A 15,524-nucleotide genomic window follows, 5' to 3' on the forward strand; every position below is an offset into this window, starting at 1 on the left:
AGTCTTGTGCAATGCAATCTTAGCGCTTGCCGAGCAGCGGCCGAAAGGGAAATGATGCACCCACTTCGGTTTTCCCAGCCATTTAGGCGAGGGCGAGAGCGATCGCGTCAGACTTTGAACACAACGGTGCATTTTGCTCGCAAGGGCGAGGAGACTAGGACAGAAATACCTCAGTGCGGGGGCGAAGGGATTCCTGTTTCTTCAATTCTCAAAGCCGAAACGCGATGATGAGGCTTACTTTGAACGGATGATTCATGGCACAGCAGGACAAACAGCTTTCGGTCTTCCCGGCCTTCTTCAAGGTCGAGGGTAAGGTCGCCGCCGTCTTCGGAAACGGTGACGAGGCCTATGCCAAGGCGCGCCTGCTGAAGAACACCGAAGCCCGCATCATCGCCTATGCTGATGCCCCGGAAGAGGATTACGCTGCCTTTCTGGCTGCAAACGCAATTGAGCAGATCGCCAAGACTTTCGATCCCTCGCAAGTTCAGGTCGCGCGTCTGGTCTTTGCCGCAACGGGGCAGGGCGCTCTCGACCGCGAGATCGTGGCTGCCGCCCGCGCCGCCCGCATCCCGGCCAATGCCGTGGATCAGCCCGACTACTGCGATTTCTACACGCCGGCACTCGTCAACCGTGCCCCCATCGCCGTTGCCATTGGCACCGAAGGTGTGGGCCCGGTTCTCGCCCAAATGATCCGTGCCGACATCGACCGTCTCCTGCCGCGTTCGCTCGGCAAGCTTGGTCGTCTCGCCAATTCCTATCGCCGCGCCGTCGATCGCCTCGTCCCTCGTGGCGCTCCGCGTCGGCTGTTCTGGCGCGATTTCTTCAAGGGCAAGGTCGCCGATCACGTCGAGGCGGACGAGATCAGCCTGGCCCGCCGCGAAGCCACCCGCTTGTTGAAGGGCGTTGCTGCCGATCGCGTTGAAGGTCGCGTTTTCCTCGTCGGTGCAGGCCCGGGTGCGGAAGATCTGCTGACGCTGCGTGCCCATCGCCTGATGATGGAATGCGACGTGATTGTCTATGATGCCTTGGTCCCGCGCGAAGTCGTCGACATGGGCCGCCGCGATGCCGAGCGCATTCCCGTCGGCAAGCGCAAGGGCTGTCATTCGAAGTCGCAAAACGAGATCAACGCGCTCCTCGTCGAACTCGGCCATGCCGGCAAGCGCGTCGTCCGCCTGAAGTCCGGCGATCCGCTGATCTTCGGTCGTGCCGGAGAAGAGATGGCAGCACTTCGCGATGCAGGCATTCCCTACGAGATCGTCCCCGGCGTGACCTCGGCACTTGCTGCCGCTGCCGACTTCGAACTGCCGCTGACCCTGCGCGGCGTATCCTCGTCGCTGGTCTTCACCACCGGCCACGATTTGCAGGGTAACGTCCTGCCGGATTGGGCGCGGCTTGCGCTGTCGGGTGCCACAGTCGCCGTCTATATGGGCCGCACAGTGGCTGCCTCCGTCGCCGAACGCCTGATGGCAGGCGGCCTCGCCGAAGATACGACCGTTGTCGTGGTCGAAAATGCCGGGCGCCGCGACAGCCGCCTGCTGCACGGTACGCTCAAGGAATTGCCAGGCCTAGAGGCTCGCACGGAGCTGACGGGTCCGGTCATGGTTATTATCGGCGACGCCGTCGCCGGCGCCGATTTCAGCCGCTCCGAACCCTTGGGCGCGCGCGTGTCGGCCGAACTGGAAACGCAGAGGAATTGACATGGTAGACAAGGTTCTGACCGCAAACCGCCTGACCGACGGCATCGCCGTCTGGCTCGACGCCAATGGCCAGTGGACCGAGCGTCTGCAGGAAGCCTTCGTTGCCCGCCATGCCGAGGCTGTCGAAGCACTGGAAACCGCCGGCAAGCAGGCCTTTGCCAGCAATCTCGTGGTCGATGTGAACGTCATCGAGATCGAGGAGAAGGATGGCAAGCTGCGTCCTTTGCGTCTGCGGGAACGTATCCGGGCGGAAGGCCCAACCATTGCATATGCCGAAGGGCACGGTTATGCCGACCCGGCATTCATTGCGGCTTGAGGCCTGAGGTAAGACATGTATCGTTATGACGAATTCGACCACGCTTTTGTGTCGGCGCGTGTAGAGCAGTTTCGCGACCAGGTGGCCCGCCGCCTGTCGGGTGAGCTTGCAGAAGACGCATTCAAGCCGCTGCGCCTGATGAACGGCGTCTATCTCCAGCTTCATGCCTATATGCTGCGCGTCGCCATTCCCTATGGAACGTTGAACTCTAGGCAGATGCGCATGCTGGCCCATGTCGCCCGCAAATATGACCGCGGCTATGGTCACTTCACCACGCGCCAGAACATCCAGTACAACTGGCCGAAACTGTCCGACACACCGGCTATTCTTGAGGATCTCGCAAGCGTCGAGATGCACGCCATCCAGACCTCCGGCAACTGCATCCGTAACGTGACCGCCGACCATTTTGCTGGCGCTGCCGCTGACGAAGTCGCCGATCCGCGCCCCTATGCCGAGATCCTGCGTCAGTGGTCCTCGCTGCATCCGGAATTCTCTTTCCTGCCGCGCAAGTTCAAGATCGCTGTCACCGGCGCCGAAAAGGACCGCGCCGCGATCCAGGTGCATGACATCGGCCTGCAGCTGAAGAAGAACGAAGCGGGCGAACTCGGCTTCGCCGTTTATGTCGGCGGTGGCCAGGGCCGCACGCCGCTGATCGCCAAGAAGATCAACGATTTCCTACCGGAAGCCGACCTTCTGACCTACATCACCGCGATCGTGCGCGTGTACAATCTGCACGGCCGTCGCGACAATAAGTACAAGGCGCGCATCAAGATCCTCGTCCACGAGACGGGCGTCGAGGAGCTGACCCGTCAAGTGGAAGCCGAATTTGCCGAGATCCGCGACAGCGAATTGAAACTGCCGGAAGGCGATATCCGCGCGATCGAAACCTATTTTGCCCCGCCGGCGCTGACAGACCGTCCAGATGGCTGGGAAGCACTCGCTCGGGCCCAGAAGGCGGATCCGGCCTTTGCCTCCTGGGTCAAGCAGAATGTTCAGCCGCATCGTCATCCCGATTATGGCATGGTGACGATCTCGCTGAAGCCGATCGGCGGCACGCCGGGTGACGCGTCCGATGCGCAAATGGATCTGGTCGCCGACCTCGCCGAGCGTTACGCCTTCGACGAAATCCGCGTCAGCCACGAGCAGAACCTGATCCTGCCACATGTCGCCAGAGGCGATCTCTATACGCTCTACCAGGCACTCGAAAAGGCAGGCCTTGCCACCGCCAATTCCAACCTGATCACCGACATGATCGCCTGTCCCGGGCTGGACTATTGCGCGCTCGCCAATGCGCGCTCCATTCCGGTCGCGCAGGAAATCTCGACCCGCTTCGGTTCGCTGGAGCGCCAGCAGGAAATCGGCGAACTGAAGATCAAGATCTCAGGCTGCATCAATGCTTGCGGGCACCACCATGTCGGCCATATCGGCCTGCTCGGTGTCGAGAAAAAGGGTGCTGAGCTCTACCAGATCACGCTGGGTGGTTCAGGCGACGAGAACTCTTCGATCGGCGAGATCATCGGGCGCGGTTTCGAGCCGGAAAAGGTCACCGACGCCGTCGAGACCATCGTCGATACCTATCTCGGCCTGCGCCTTGATCCGAAGGAAACCTTCCTCGAAGCCTATCGCCGCGTCGGCCCGAAGCCGTTCAAGGACGCGCTCTACGGCAACGCCTCTGCCGAAGCCGCATGAGACTGGAAAAGTGATGACCAAGATCTGGAAAGAAACCGGTTTCGTCGAGGGCGATATCTGGGTGACAGAAACCGAAGAGCGCAAGGCAGGGGAGGGCGAAAAGGCCATTCTGCCGCTGGACGCCTTCCTCGATGCCGTTGGCGAAACCAACGACATCGGTCTTGGCGTATACATTGCGCCTGCCGATGACGTGAAGAAGCTCGAGCCGCATCTCGATCGCATCGCGCTGATCGCCGTTGCCTTCCCCGCCTTCAACGATGGCCGAGGCTTCAGCCATGCAACGCTGCTGCGCGAACGCCTGGGTTACACCGGCGAACTCCGCGCCGTTGGCGACGTGCTGATCGACCAGGTGCCGCTGATGCTGCGCACCGGCTTCGACAGCTTCGCCGTGACCAATCCGGTCGCCCAGCGCCGGCTTGCCGAAAACTGTCTTACGGGCGTAGCCCAGCGCTACCAGCCGACGGCTCGGGGATCCGAGGCGGTGGGCGGGTTCAGCTGGCGTCGTCTTGGCTCCACTGGCGCCTGAGACATCAAGAAATCGCTATGTGGAGGCGGCGAATTGACCTCGGTCAAGGATGCCGCCTTCGCTTTCATGGATATCTCGGCTGCGAAATCTGCATGCCGGCTGAATTGTGGAATGGGACGGTCTGGATTATAGGCTTGATCCCAATCGACTAAACGATAGGACCGACAGCCTATGAATGCTCCTGTGAAGACCGACAATGCCGAACTGATCGTGCCCGAGGGCGTCTATGCCGAAACGGTTCTGAGCGTTACGCATTACACCGACCATCTTTTCCGCTTCCGCATGACGCGACCGGCCGGCTTCCGGTTCCGTTCGGGCGAATTTGCGATGATCGGCCTGATGGTCGAGGGTAAGCCGATCTACCGCGCCTATTCAATCGCAAGCCCGTCCTGGGACGAGGAACTCGAGTTCTTCTCGATCAAGGTGCCGAACGGCCCGCTCACCCAGCACCTGCAGCGCATCCAGCCGGGTGACAAGGTGCTGATGCGGAAGAAGCCGACCGGCACGCTGGTGCTCGACGCGCTCACTCCCGGCAAACGTCTCTACATGTTCTCGACCGGCACCGGCATCGCGCCTTTCGCCAGCCTGATCCGCGATCCCGAGACCTATGAAAAATTCGAGGAAGTCATCCTCACTCATACCTGCCGCGATGTCGCCGAGCTGAAATACGGCTTCGACCTCGTGGACGAGATCAAGAACCATGAATTCCTCGCCGACCTCGTCGGCGACAAGCTCAAGCACTATGCGACGGTCACCCGTGAAGATTATCCCTTCCAGGGCCGCATCACGGACCTGATCGCAAACGGCAAGATGTTCACCGACCTCGGCGTGCCGCCGCTCGATCCCGCCATCGATCGCGGCATGATCTGCGGCTCGACCGCCATGCTGAAGGATACGAAGGCGCTGCTTGAACAGGCAGGCCTCACCGAAGGCGCCAACAACAAGCCGGCAGAATTCGTCATCGAGCGAGCCTTCGTCGGCTGAACCTCGAATGTATTCCGGAAACAGAAAGGGCGCCACCGGGCGCCCTTTTTCGTTGTTGCTCTCCAGAGAGATCAGTTGCCGCGGCGGCGGGGGCGACGGCTGCTTTCCTGCGCGCCGCTCTCGTCCGCGGTCTTGTTGCGCAGCGGCCCGATGCGATCGACGATGACGTCGAGAGTCGGGCGCGGGCCGGGCGTATAGTCGTCGAGCGCCTTACGCATGGCAGCGAGATGATCGCAGGACGTCCCGCAGCAGCCCCCGATGATCTTCGCACCGGCATCACGGGCGAGGCGGGCGTAGTCGGCCATCAGTGGCGGCGTGCCCGAATAGAAGATCTCGGTTCCGCGGAATTCCGGGATACCGCAATTGCCCTTGACGATCACGGTCGCCTCCGGGTTTGCACCGGTCATGTCGAGCAGGCTCTGCAGGATGTCGGATGCGCCAACGCCGCAATTTGCGCCGACCGCAAGCGGCCCGGAGCCGATATCGCCCGCGACCCCGTGGATGTCCTTCGGGTGCAGGCCCATCATGGTCTTGCCGGCCGTGTCGAAGGACCCGGTGAATGTATAGGGCATGCCGACCTTGACGGCAGCCTCGGCAGCCGCGCGGATTTCATCCGGCGACGACATGGTCTCGATCCAGGCAACGTCGGCACCGCCGGCCTTCAGGCCTTCCATCTGCTCGACGAAGGCCGCGACCGCATCCTCGTAGGACATCGCACCGAGTGGGATCAGCAACTCGCCGGTCGGGCCGACGGATCCAGCAACGATCACCTTGCGCGGGGCCTTGTCGGCAACCGAACGGGCGATCTCCGCAGCCTTTTTGTTCAATTCGTGCACGCGGTCCTGGGCATGGTGCAGCTTCAGGCGATGCCGCGTGCCGCCAAAGGAATTGGTGAGGATGATATCGGCGCCGGCATCGACGAAATCCTGATGAAGCTTGACGATCTTTTCGGGCTGCGCCTCGTTCCAGAGTTCTGGCGCCTCACCGGCCTCGAGTCCCTGGGCGAAGAGATTGGTGCCAGTCGCGCCGTCGGCGAGCAGCACGCCCTTTTCGGCCAGAAGTTCGGAGAGCGGATTGGAAGGGGTTGCCATGGCGGATCCTTTGATTGACATGCCAATCATATAAAGAAATCTTTATATCGTTTCAATCTCGAAAAAGAGAGCGGCCCCGCGAGCGACGGGGCCGTATTGCAGAAGACATCGTTCAGTATCGTCGCTATTCGGCGGCAATCTGGTTGTCTTCGTGACTCTTCGGCGTGACCATGGCGGCAATGATCTGCTGCAGATCGACGCGTCCGATTGGCGTGCCGCCGTCATTGGTGACGACTGCGCTCGATTGCCGCGCATCCGTCATGGTGCGGGCTGCAGCCTCCAGGACCGTTGCGCCCGGCATGGCGAGCCCTTCGGCTGTCCCGGTCAAAGGACCCATGATCGTATCGAGCCGGATGACCCGGCCGCGGTTCACTTCCTTGACGAAGGCCGAGATGTAATCGTCGGCCGGCTGCAGCACGATGTCTTGTCCGGAGCCCTGCTGAATGACTTCGCCATCCCTGAGGATCGCGATCTTGTCACCCAGGCGCAGCGCCTCGTCGAGATCGTGCGTGATGAAGACGACGGTCTTCTTCAGCTCCTGCTGAATGTCGAGCAGGACCGTCTGCATGTCGACGCGGATCAGCGGGTCGAGCGCCGAATAGGCCTCGTCCATCAGCAGGATGTCGGCATCGTTGGAGAGCGCTCGGGCAAGCCCGACACGCTGCTGCATGCCGCCTGAGAGCTGGTTCGGGTAATGCCCCTCGAAGCCCGAGAGCCCGACGCGGTCGATCCAGCGGCGGCCGATTTCCTCGCTCTTCGACCGCGGGATCCCCTGGATGTCGAGGCCGTAGACTGTGTTTTCGAGCACTGTCCGGTGTGGCAGCAATGCGAATTTCTGGAACACCATCGCCGTCTTGTGGCGGCGGAATTCCCGAAGCTCCAACGGGCTCATTTGACAGACGTCAACGCCGTCGTAGAGGACTTCGCCGGAGGTCGGCTCGATCAGCCGGTTGATGTGGCGGATCAGCGTCGATTTGCCGGAGCCCGACAGGCCCATGACGACGGTGATACCACCGCCGGGCATCTCGATGTTGATATCCTTGAGGCCAAGCACATGGCCATGAGTCTCGTTGAGCTCCGACTTCGACATGCCGGCCTTCACCTGGTCGATGAAGGCACCGCCATTGGGGCCGAAGATCTTGTAGAGATTGCGGATCTCGATGTCGTGACTAGCCATGGACCACCTCCGTGTGGCGCTGAAGGCGCTTGCCATAGGCCTGGCTGGCGCGGTCGAAGATGATAGCGATGGCAACGAGCGCGAAACCGTTGAGGAAGCCGATCGTCAGGAACTGGTTGGAGATAGCCTGGAGAACATTCTTGCCGAGGCCACCGACACCGATCATCGAGGCGACGACGACCATGGCAAGCGACATCATGATGGTCTGGTTGATGCCGGCCATGACGGTCGGCAGTGCGAGCGGGATCTGCACGTTGATCAGTTTCTGCCGCGGTGAGGACCCGAAGGCGTCTGCAGCTTCCAGCACTTCGCGATCGACCAGTCGGATGCCGAGATTGGTCAGGCGGATCATCGGCGGAACGGCATAGATGACGACCGCGATGACGCCCGGAACCTTGCCGATTCCGAAGACCATGACGACCGGGATGAGATAGACGAAACTCGGCATGGTCTGCATGACGTCGAGGATCGGATTGATGATGGATTGCGCTCTGTCCGATCGCGCCATCAGGATACCCAATGGGATGCCGATGATGATGGCAAGTAGGGTCGATACGGTGACGATGGCCAGCGTGACCATCGTGTCTTCCCAGAGACCGACGAAGCCAATGAACAACATGCCGATGATCGTCAAAGCCACGATGCGCAAGTTGCGGCTGGCGTAGTACACAATCAGGACCATCACCGCCAGAAAGACGAACCAGGGTGTGCTGACGAACAGCGCCTCAAGCCAGTTCAGGAAGAGCTGTAGTGGATGCGTCACAGCGTCGATGACATTGCCATAGGCACGCACGAAGCCCTTGAAACTGTCGTCGATACTCTTGCGCGCGACACGCATCGTTGTGCCGTCGATCGCCGGAAACTTGCACATGAGTTCCGGCAGGTAATTACATAAAGTCGAAGCCATCTCGTTCCCCTTGTCGACCCCCGCTCGTTGTAACGTCCGAGACGCTGCGATGGGCCTTTACGGCGATGCCATGTTCCCGAGGCAAGAGGCTAGTCGAGTTCCGGAAGGGAATTCATGCCGTCTGCGACGTCGGGAGTCGTTGAATGGCGTGATGCGGCATGCCGCTTCGCAGAAAGCGCGGCGGGCAACAAGGCCCGCCGCATGTTCCCAATGAAAGCTGCGCTCAGAGAGCGGCCTTGATCTTCTCGGCGACGTCCGGAGCGACCCAAGTGGTCCACATTTCCGGATAGGTTTCGAGGAAGTGGCGTGCGCCGTCTTCATTGGTACCCTGGTTGTCTTCCATCCAGGCGAGAACCTTGCCGACGGTTGCGTTGTCCCACTTGCGGGTCTGCACGTAATCCATGGCAACACCGGCCTTTTCGGCAAAGCCCTTGGTGACGACGGTGTAGACGTCGGAAACCGGGTAGGCGTTTACCTTCGGATCCGGGCAATCCGGAACGGCGGTGCAGGCATCCCAGGACGCTTTGTCATGCTCGACGCCGAACGACAGCTTCACCATCTCGTACTTACCGAGGATCGCGGTCGGAGCCCAGTAATAGCCGAGCCAGCCCTTCTTGTTTTCAAAGGCATTGGCGATCGAGCCATCAAGGCCAGCGGCCGAGCCGGTATCAACCAGTTCGAAACCCTTCTCCTTGGCGCCGAGTGCGCGATAGAGATTGGCGGTCGATACCTGGCAGTTCCAGCCCGAGGGGCAATTGGTCACTGCAGCTTTGGTTGCATCTTCCGGCGCCGGGAAAAGTTCCGGACGGGCAAGCGCATCCTCGACCGTCTTGATCTCAGGATGTTCGTCGGCCAGGAACTTCGGGATCCACCAGCCTTCTACACCACCGTCGGAGAGAAGCGGAGCAGCCTGGATCAGACGGCCTTCGGCAATGGCTTCGTCCAGGGCGGTGCGCACGGCATTCACCCAGAACTCCGGTGCCATGTCCGGCTGGCCTTTTTCGTTCATGGAGGCGAAAGTCGGCATGGTATCGCCGGTAACCACGGTCACCTTGCAGCCATAACCGCTTTCCAGGATGATCTTGTCGACATAGGCGGCGACACCGGCCGACGCCCAGTTCATTTCGGCTATCGAGACATCACCGCATTCGGCAGCCTGGGCAGAGCCGGCAACTGCGTAGAGACCCGCGGCGAGAATTGTGGAAGCAATCAGCTTCTTCATGGAGTTAAGACCTCCCAGTCTTATCTTGCAGCGTTCATCGGGACGGGCAGAGGCGGCTACTGCAGACCGCATTGCCAATTTTGTCATCATGCGTATGAGCGCCCGGACGCGTCAGCCCAGTGCGTCATCGAGTGGACCAGGTCTTGTCGTAAGGAGCGTTGCTGCCCTGTCGACCTCGTGTCACGACTATAAGCCTACGTCTTTGGTTCCGAAAATCAACCTCTTGCGACCCCGGCCATGCGCGGCGGCGCTGGACCCAAGCTATTGTTGCGACTGATTTTGCCGCATTTCGGCCTCCGCGCGAGGTCAATGCGCCCAACGGACGAGCAGTTGTATCAGGCGGAACAGAAGCGGCGTTTGGCTGCAATCCAACGTGAGACCTAACGTGTCCCAACTGCGTCAATATGACAGGCGCGAAGGCGCGCTCGTGCAAGCACAAAAAAAATTGAAAAATTGTCGCCCGAGGCGTCGGGCTAACGATCCGGTAACATCTAAAGCGGTAGATGGAAGCACCGACGCGTTACTGTCGGTTGCGCCCCGGATCGAGTATTGCGTCCCGGGGCGTTTTGTTTTCAGGTCCGACTGATAGTTAGAGTGACTTCGCAATAGGCGCAGTCACCGATCGGCCGCATGCTGAGAATCAAGCCTTGCGAAACGAGATGGGATTGCGAATTTCCCAGCGTGCGATGGTCTTGTGCTGCGGCGCACGGCCGTTCCAGGCGATCGCCAGGCTATTGCGGTTCTGCAGGATGTAGAGCATGGGTGTTTCCTAGATTGCCGCGCTCTTGAGGGCGCTGGTTTCGAGCCGCAGATAATCACTGCGAAGTCTCCGCACCAGCGCGCAAACCGTCATTGAATGTCGCAAATGATCAACTGCAGAGCTATCGGCCGCGACAGGCTGCCGCAGTGTCGCATTTGCATCAACCTTGACGGCGAAATCGCTGCAAGATCATGAAAAATAGGCAGACAATGCCGGGGCGGAAACAGGACAGGACACGATGACAAGAGCGATCATGTTGCAGGGGACAGGATCGGATGTCGGAAAGACGATACTGGTGGCCGGTCTCTGCCGTCTGGCTGCGAACAGGGGGCTGAAGGTAGCCCCCTTCAAGCCTCAGAACATGTCCAATAATGCTGCCGTCTCCGACGACGGCGGCGAAATTGGCCGTGCCCAGTGGCTCCAGGCGCTTGCGGCCCGCACGCCGTCCTCCGTGCATATGAATCCGGTGCTGCTCAAGCCCCAGAGCGAAACCGGCAGCCAGATCATCGTGCAGGGCAAGGTCTTCGGCCAGGCCAAAGGACGCGACTACCAGCGGCTGAAGCCGCAGCTGCTGGGCGCCGTCCTCGAGAGTTTCGAGACCGTTTCCGCCGGCAAGGACATCGTCATCGTCGAAGGCGCCGGCTCGCCCGCAGAGATCAACCTGAGGGCGGGCGATATCGCCAATATGGGCTTTGCCACCCGCGCCGGCGTGCCGGTGGTCCTCGTCGGTGATATCGATCGGGGAGGGGTGATTGCCTCGCTGGTGGGCACCCATACGATACTGCCACAGGAGGATCGTGCCCAGATCATCGGCTACATCATCAACAAGTTCCGCGGCGATGTCAGCCTCTTCGATGATGGCCTTTCGGCGATCGGCGCCTTTACCGGCTGGCCCTGCTTCGGCGTCATTCCGTGGCTGAAGGCGGCTGCGCGCCTGCCGGCAGAGGATTCGGTCGTCCTGGAGCGCTTGGTCCAGGGGACCGGCGGCGCCTTGAAGGTTGCTGTCCCAGTCCTCTCGCGCATAGCAAACTTCGACGACCTCGATCCGCTTGCAGCCGAACCGGAGGTCGATCTGGTTTATGTCCGCCCCGGCAACCCGCTGCCTGTCGATGCTGGCCTGGTGATCCTGCCTGGCTCGAAGTCGACGATCGCGGATCTGGAGGAGTTACGGGATCACGGCTGGGACCGCGATCTTGCGATGCATGTGAGACGCGGCGGACGCGTGATCGGAATTTGTGGCGGATATCAGATGCTGGGTCGACAGATCTCAGATCCTCTTGGCCTCGAAGGCTCACTACGCACGGTCGAAGGGCTTGGGCTGCTCGATATCGAAACCGTCATGGCGCCGGAAAAGACCGTTCGCAACAGCGACGCGCATTCTTTAGAATATGACGTGCCGTTGTCGGGCTACGAGATCCATCTCGGGGTGACGCAAGGGCCGGACACGCTTCGGCCACCGATCCGGATTGAGGGTCGCGCTGACGGCGCAGCCTCCGCCGATGGGCGCGTCATCGGCACCTATCTGCATGGTCTGTTTTCAAGTGACGCCTACAGACGCAAGCTCATGGAGAGTTTCGGCGTCTCAGGCGGTGGAACCAACTACCGGGAAAGTGTAGACGCCGGTCTGGACGATCTGGCGACGGAACTGGAAACGCGCCTGTCACGCGAATGGCTGGACACACTGCTCGGCTGACGAAAAGCAGCCGGGCCGACCCGCCGGATGCGCCGCAATCAGGTTTCCTGTGACACGTCCATCGGCGATGCCATCAGTTCGCCGCCGCCGAGCGAATTGTTCGAATATTTGAAGGCGAGTATGCTGAGCACCGAGGCGATCAGCAGGATGAAGATGTATCTCATGGTCTTTGCTCCTGCCTGTGGATCCTCAACGAGATTGCGGCAAAAGCAGTTCCTCCATGGGCGTATTCCGGCCGGAAACCGGAAGGAACTGAAGTATCTGTTGTTGAAAAGCCACAATCTTGGCCATGAGGGCGATCAACCCGCAGCAACATCGCTCGCAGACGCAGTCAGCCGTCCACCGCCAAGAGAGTTGTCGGAATACTTGATCGCCAGGATGCTGAATACCGCTGCGATCATCAGGGCCACCGTCACACGCATGAAACCAATCCTGTCAGCCTGCTCTGGATCAGAATAGGTCACGGGCATTGGTGATCGGCTAAATCAGTCGCTACAATCCGATCGATCTCTCGAAAAACAGGGTTCCGCCCTGGCGCGGCACGCCAAATCTTTCGAGCAGCTCCGCAGGGCAATCGCACTAGGGCATACTTCAGGTTGGGGGGCGGGCACTGGGGATCCGGCGCGTGCGATCACGGATGTTTGCGGAATGGACAATTGTGCTTGTGGCGGATGGGGTGGGATTCGAACCCACGGTACGGTCTCCCGCACGCCGGTTTTCAAGACCGGTTCCTTAAACCACTCGGACACCCATCCGGACGGCTGCGTTATGCGCAAAGCCGCGGGATTTGGCAAGGGTGCGGCTGAGCAAATTGTCCGACAAAAGCGAGGTCCATGCGTGGGCTCGTGACCGGTTCCGACATTGCCGAGCGGCAACCATGCGTTAACCATGTTTGCAGAACTCCGCCGCTGCGATCGTTCAAATTGTGACTTTTCCCATTTTGGCCATTTTTGCACGGCCTAGATTGCGCGCAAGTGAGCAGAGGCATGGGGGCCTCGTAGACAGGGCGCAGATGATCAGCGTCCGCGATCTGAAGTGGGACACATGCATCTGACGACGCGCGGCCTCGTGGCCAATTCCGGGAAGTGGCTGGCGCTTGCGGTGCTCTGTGCCTTCACCGCCTCCTGTTCGACCACAAAGGAAACCGCCGAAAAGCCGAAGCGTTCGAAGGAATATTTCGCCGAGTCGGTCTATGGCGTGAAGGCGAGCCCGAGACTGGTGGCGAGTGGTCCGGTCCCGAAGGGCGGCGGCCGCTACATGGTCGGCAAGCCCTATGTCGTCAAGGGCAAGACCTTTGTTCCCAAGGAAAACCCGCGTTACGACAAGGTAGGCGTCGCCTCCTGGTATGGCGATGCTTTCCATGGCCGACTGACCGCCAATGGCGAGCTCTACGACAAGGAGCATCTGTCGGCGGCCCATCCGACCTTGCCTCTGCCGAGTTATGCGCGCGTCACCAATCTCAAGACCGGCAGCTCGGTCATTGTGCGCATCAACGATCGCGGTCCATTTCACCAGGGGCGCATCATCGATCTCTCGCGCAAGACAGCTGACATGCTCGACATGAAGCGCAGTGGTACCGGCGAGGTCCGCGTCCAGTACATCGGGCCGGCACGCATGGACGGGCATGACATGCCCTATCTGATGGCATCGTATATCAGGAAGGGTGAGCGCGGACCGGTCATCGATCCGGGCGGCCAGATCGCATCAGGCGTCATGGTCGCGTCCAACGATGTCGCAACGCCGCAGTTCCGACCGACCGTCGATCCGGTCTACCAGACGGCACTCAGCGGCTCGACACCGAGCGGAGGTGCAGCACCGCAGACGCTCGATGCACAAGTGCTGATGCAGACGGGCGCAGCCGCCCCGGGTGCCGTCCTCTTGGGCGACAGCTTTGCAGCCCTTCCGGACTTCGGCCCCACGCCGACGCCGCGCCCTCACCATATCGACGGTTACGACGGTTCCGGCTATGCGGCAGCCTATGCACCGGAGCGTGTGGAAGCCGGCGCGCTTGCCTTCGACGCCATTCTCGTGCGCAATGAGGGTCTCACCGAGCGTTCGATTCTCGCCTCGGTCGCAAAGGGCGGCATCACGCTCTCCAGCGGGCGCTGAACCCGCAGCGACCGCGCTGGAACAGGCGTCTCACCGTTGAGCCAGCCAGCCGAAGTGTGAACATGCGTCTTATCCTTTCCGCCGTCCTGCTGCTGGCATTGCTGTCGCCTCATGGCCTGCTTTCGGACACCGCCCGCGCGCAAGCCGTTCCGACACCGCAGCTCATCGAAACCAAGGCGGCGCAGGCCTACCTGATCGAAGCCTCGACCGGCACCGTGCTGCTCTCCAAGAACGAGCGTCAGAGCTTCGCCCCGGCATCGCTTGCCAAGCTGATGACGTTGGAAGTGGTCTTCGACGCCCTGAGGAAGGGCGAAATCACGCCGGACACGATCTACCCGGTTTCGGAATATGCCTGGCGGACAGGCGGGGCGCCGTCGCGGACCTCGACGATGTTTGCGGCCGTGAAAAGCCAGGTGCCGGTCGCGGATCTGATCAAGGGCATCGCGGTGCAGACCGCCAATGATGGCTGCCTCATCATCGCCGAGGGTCTGGCGGGATCGGAGGAGAAGTTCGTCGAGCGGATGAATGCGCGGGCGGCAGAACTCGGACTTGCCGACAGCCGTTTCGGCAATGCGACCGGACTGCCGCATCCCGACAACCGATCGTCTCTTTACGACCTGGTGAAGCTCTCGCGCCATCTGGTCGCGACCTATCCCGATCTCTACCAGACCTTCGGCCTGCCGGAATTTGAGTGGAACAAGATCCTGCAGCGTAACCGCAATCCGCTCCTGTCTTTCGGCGCCGACGGGCTCGGGACCGGCTTTGCCGAAGGCAGCGGCTTTGCCATCGTCGCTTCGATGGAGCGCAACGGGCGGCGGCTGTTTCTCGGGCTGAGCGGCGTAGCAACCGACAAGGAGCGGACCGAAGAGGCGCGGCGTTTGCTGAACTGGGGTTTCGACAGCTTCGAGATGCGTACGCTGTTCAAGGCAGGTGAGGTCATCGGCGAAGCGAGCGTCTATGGCGGCGCGCAATCGAAGGTCCCACTGGTCGCGACCCAGCCGGTCGAAGTCTATGTCCCGATCAACAATCCCGAACGTCTGCAGGCACGCATCGTCTATCGCTGGCCGCTCGATCCACCGGTCGCAGCCGATGCCGAAATCGCCACGCTCAATGTCTTGTCCGGCGAACGGCCGCTGGTCAGCGTACCCTTGAAAAGTGCCGCTGCCGTCGAGGTTGGAACGCTTCGCCAGCGGGCATGGGACGCCTTGATCGAACTCATGTTTTTCTGGATCTGACGGAAAATTTGGAGCTGCTCGGTGATCAACGGTTTCCCGGGGTGCCATCTTGGTTTAGAGCCGTAGGCAAGCCTCAAAGGGCAGGTTCTGAAACGCTTCAGGCGGGAAATAGGCAAGG

The 15,524-nt window shown here is 60.9% G+C and carries 14 protein-coding genes and 1 tRNA gene; 8 read left to right on the top strand and 7 right to left on the bottom strand.

All coding sequences use genetic code 11. The annotated features are described in order from the left end of the window. The first annotated feature begins 254 nt into the window (after positions 1-254). The 5 genes from cysG to D4A92_RS17315 all read left to right on the top strand — a co-directional run bounded on the left by cysG (position 255) and on the right by D4A92_RS17315 (position 5,212). A complete protein-coding gene (gene cysG / locus D4A92_RS17295; protein ID WP_203016093.1) occupies positions 255-1,697 on the top strand; it encodes a siroheme synthase CysG in 1,443 nt (480 codons plus the stop codon). A 1-nt stretch (position 1,698) separates the two neighbouring features. Next, positions 1,699-2,013: a DUF2849 domain-containing protein gene (locus tag D4A92_RS17300; protein ID WP_054158624.1), complete on the top strand. Its 315-nt coding sequence runs from the start codon at positions 1,699-1,701 to the stop codon at positions 2,011-2,013. A gap of 15 nt (positions 2,014-2,028) precedes the next feature. After that, positions 2,029-3,702, top strand: a complete 1,674-nt coding sequence (locus D4A92_RS17305; protein WP_203016094.1) for a nitrite/sulfite reductase — start codon at positions 2,029-2,031, stop codon at positions 3,700-3,702. A gap of 13 nt (positions 3,703-3,715) precedes the next feature. Next, on the top strand, positions 3,716-4,228 hold the full coding sequence (locus tag D4A92_RS17310; RefSeq protein ID WP_203016095.1) for a DUF934 domain-containing protein: 513 nt from the start codon (positions 3,716-3,718) through the stop codon (positions 4,226-4,228). Between the two features lie 171 nt (positions 4,229-4,399). After that, positions 4,400-5,212, top strand: a complete 813-nt coding sequence (locus D4A92_RS17315; protein WP_203016096.1) for a ferredoxin--NADP reductase — start codon at positions 4,400-4,402, stop codon at positions 5,210-5,212. 71 nt (positions 5,213-5,283) lie between these two features. On the opposite strand, the gene bmt is transcribed toward D4A92_RS17315, so the two are convergent. From bmt to D4A92_RS17335, 4 genes are all read right to left on the bottom strand, one after another. Beyond that, entirely contained in the window at positions 5,284-6,303 is a 1,020-nt protein-coding gene (bmt, locus tag D4A92_RS17320) for a betaine--homocysteine S-methyltransferase (protein ID WP_203016098.1), read from the bottom strand. 124 nt (positions 6,304-6,427) lie between these two features. Beyond that, a complete protein-coding gene (locus tag D4A92_RS17325; protein WP_203016100.1) occupies positions 6,428-7,480 on the bottom strand; it encodes a quaternary amine ABC transporter ATP-binding protein in 1,053 nt (350 codons plus the stop codon). Then, positions 7,473-8,387 carry an ABC transporter permease gene (locus D4A92_RS17330; RefSeq protein WP_203016102.1) on the bottom strand — a complete coding sequence of 305 codons (915 nt, stop codon included), beginning with the start codon at positions 8,385-8,387 and terminating at the stop codon, positions 7,473-7,475. Before D4A92_RS17330 ends, D4A92_RS17325 begins: the two co-directional genes overlap by 8 nt. Before the next feature lie 223 nt (positions 8,388-8,610). Beyond that, on the bottom strand, positions 8,611-9,609 hold the full coding sequence (locus tag D4A92_RS17335; RefSeq protein WP_203016104.1) for an ABC transporter substrate-binding protein: 999 nt from the start codon (positions 9,607-9,609) through the stop codon (positions 8,611-8,613). Positions 9,610-10,607: 998 nt separating this feature from the next. Here D4A92_RS17335 and D4A92_RS17340 point away from each other — a divergent pair. Next, complete coding sequence (locus tag D4A92_RS17340) at positions 10,608-12,062, top strand: cobyric acid synthase (RefSeq protein WP_203016106.1); 1,455 nt, start codon at positions 10,608-10,610, stop codon at positions 12,060-12,062. Positions 12,063-12,100: 38 nt separating this feature from the next. On the opposite strand, the gene D4A92_RS25245 is transcribed toward D4A92_RS17340, so the two are convergent. From D4A92_RS25245 to D4A92_RS17345, 3 genes are all read right to left on the bottom strand, one after another. Next, complete coding sequence (locus tag D4A92_RS25245; protein ID WP_276307007.1) at positions 12,101-12,226, bottom strand: hypothetical protein; 126 nt, start codon at positions 12,224-12,226, stop codon at positions 12,101-12,103. Positions 12,227-12,361: 135 nt separating this feature from the next. Further along, positions 12,362-12,484: a hypothetical protein gene (locus D4A92_RS25250; protein ID WP_276307006.1), complete on the bottom strand. Its 123-nt coding sequence runs from the start codon at positions 12,482-12,484 to the stop codon at positions 12,362-12,364. A gap of 243 nt (positions 12,485-12,727) precedes the next feature. Then, positions 12,728-12,817 (bottom strand) — tRNA-Ser (locus D4A92_RS17345). A 289-nt stretch (positions 12,818-13,106) separates the two neighbouring features. Between D4A92_RS17345 and D4A92_RS17350 the strand changes: the two genes are divergently transcribed. Continuing rightward, positions 13,107-14,171: a septal ring lytic transglycosylase RlpA family protein gene (locus tag D4A92_RS17350; RefSeq protein WP_203016108.1), complete on the top strand. Its 1,065-nt coding sequence runs from the start codon at positions 13,107-13,109 to the stop codon at positions 14,169-14,171. A 62-nt stretch (positions 14,172-14,233) separates the two neighbouring features. Then, entirely contained in the window at positions 14,234-15,406 is a 1,173-nt protein-coding gene (locus tag D4A92_RS17355) for a D-alanyl-D-alanine carboxypeptidase family protein (RefSeq protein WP_203016110.1), read from the top strand. The last annotated feature ends 118 nt before the right edge of the window (positions 15,407-15,524 follow it).

The organism is Rhizobium rosettiformans (assembly GCF_016806065.1).
In the GTDB taxonomy this organism is placed as follows: Bacteria; Pseudomonadota; Alphaproteobacteria; order Rhizobiales; family Rhizobiaceae; genus Allorhizobium.

Bases quoted from the DNA above. Each gene is read 5' to 3' on its own strand.
- cysG (WP_203016093.1), top strand. From the start codon at position 255: ATGGCACAGCAGGACAAACAGCTTTCGGTCTTCCCGGCCTTCTTCAAG.
- D4A92_RS17300 (WP_054158624.1), top strand. From the start codon at position 1,699: ATGGTAGACAAGGTTCTGACCGCAAACCGCCTGACCGACGGCATCGCC.
- D4A92_RS17305 (WP_203016094.1), top strand. From the start codon at position 2,029: ATGTATCGTTATGACGAATTCGACCACGCTTTTGTGTCGGCGCGTGTA.
- D4A92_RS17310 (WP_203016095.1), top strand. From the start codon at position 3,716: ATGACCAAGATCTGGAAAGAAACCGGTTTCGTCGAGGGCGATATCTGG.
- D4A92_RS17315 (WP_203016096.1), top strand. From the start codon at position 4,400: ATGAATGCTCCTGTGAAGACCGACAATGCCGAACTGATCGTGCCCGAG.
- bmt (WP_203016098.1), bottom strand. From the start codon at position 6,303: ATGGCAACCCCTTCCAATCCGCTCTCCGAACTTCTGGCCGAAAAGGGC.
- D4A92_RS17325 (WP_203016100.1), bottom strand. From the start codon at position 7,480: ATGGCTAGTCACGACATCGAGATCCGCAATCTCTACAAGATCTTCGGC.
- D4A92_RS17330 (WP_203016102.1), bottom strand. From the start codon at position 8,387: ATGGCTTCGACTTTATGTAATTACCTGCCGGAACTCATGTGCAAGTTT.
- D4A92_RS17335 (WP_203016104.1), bottom strand. From the start codon at position 9,609: ATGAAGAAGCTGATTGCTTCCACAATTCTCGCCGCGGGTCTCTACGCA.
- D4A92_RS17340 (WP_203016106.1), top strand. From the start codon at position 10,608: ATGACAAGAGCGATCATGTTGCAGGGGACAGGATCGGATGTCGGAAAG.
- D4A92_RS25245 (WP_276307007.1), bottom strand. From the start codon at position 12,226: ATGAGATACATCTTCATCCTGCTGATCGCCTCGGTGCTCAGCATACTC.
- D4A92_RS25250 (WP_276307006.1), bottom strand. From the start codon at position 12,484: ATGCGTGTGACGGTGGCCCTGATGATCGCAGCGGTATTCAGCATCCTG.
- D4A92_RS17350 (WP_203016108.1), top strand. From the start codon at position 13,107: ATGCATCTGACGACGCGCGGCCTCGTGGCCAATTCCGGGAAGTGGCTG.
- D4A92_RS17355 (WP_203016110.1), top strand. From the start codon at position 14,234: ATGCGTCTTATCCTTTCCGCCGTCCTGCTGCTGGCATTGCTGTCGCCT.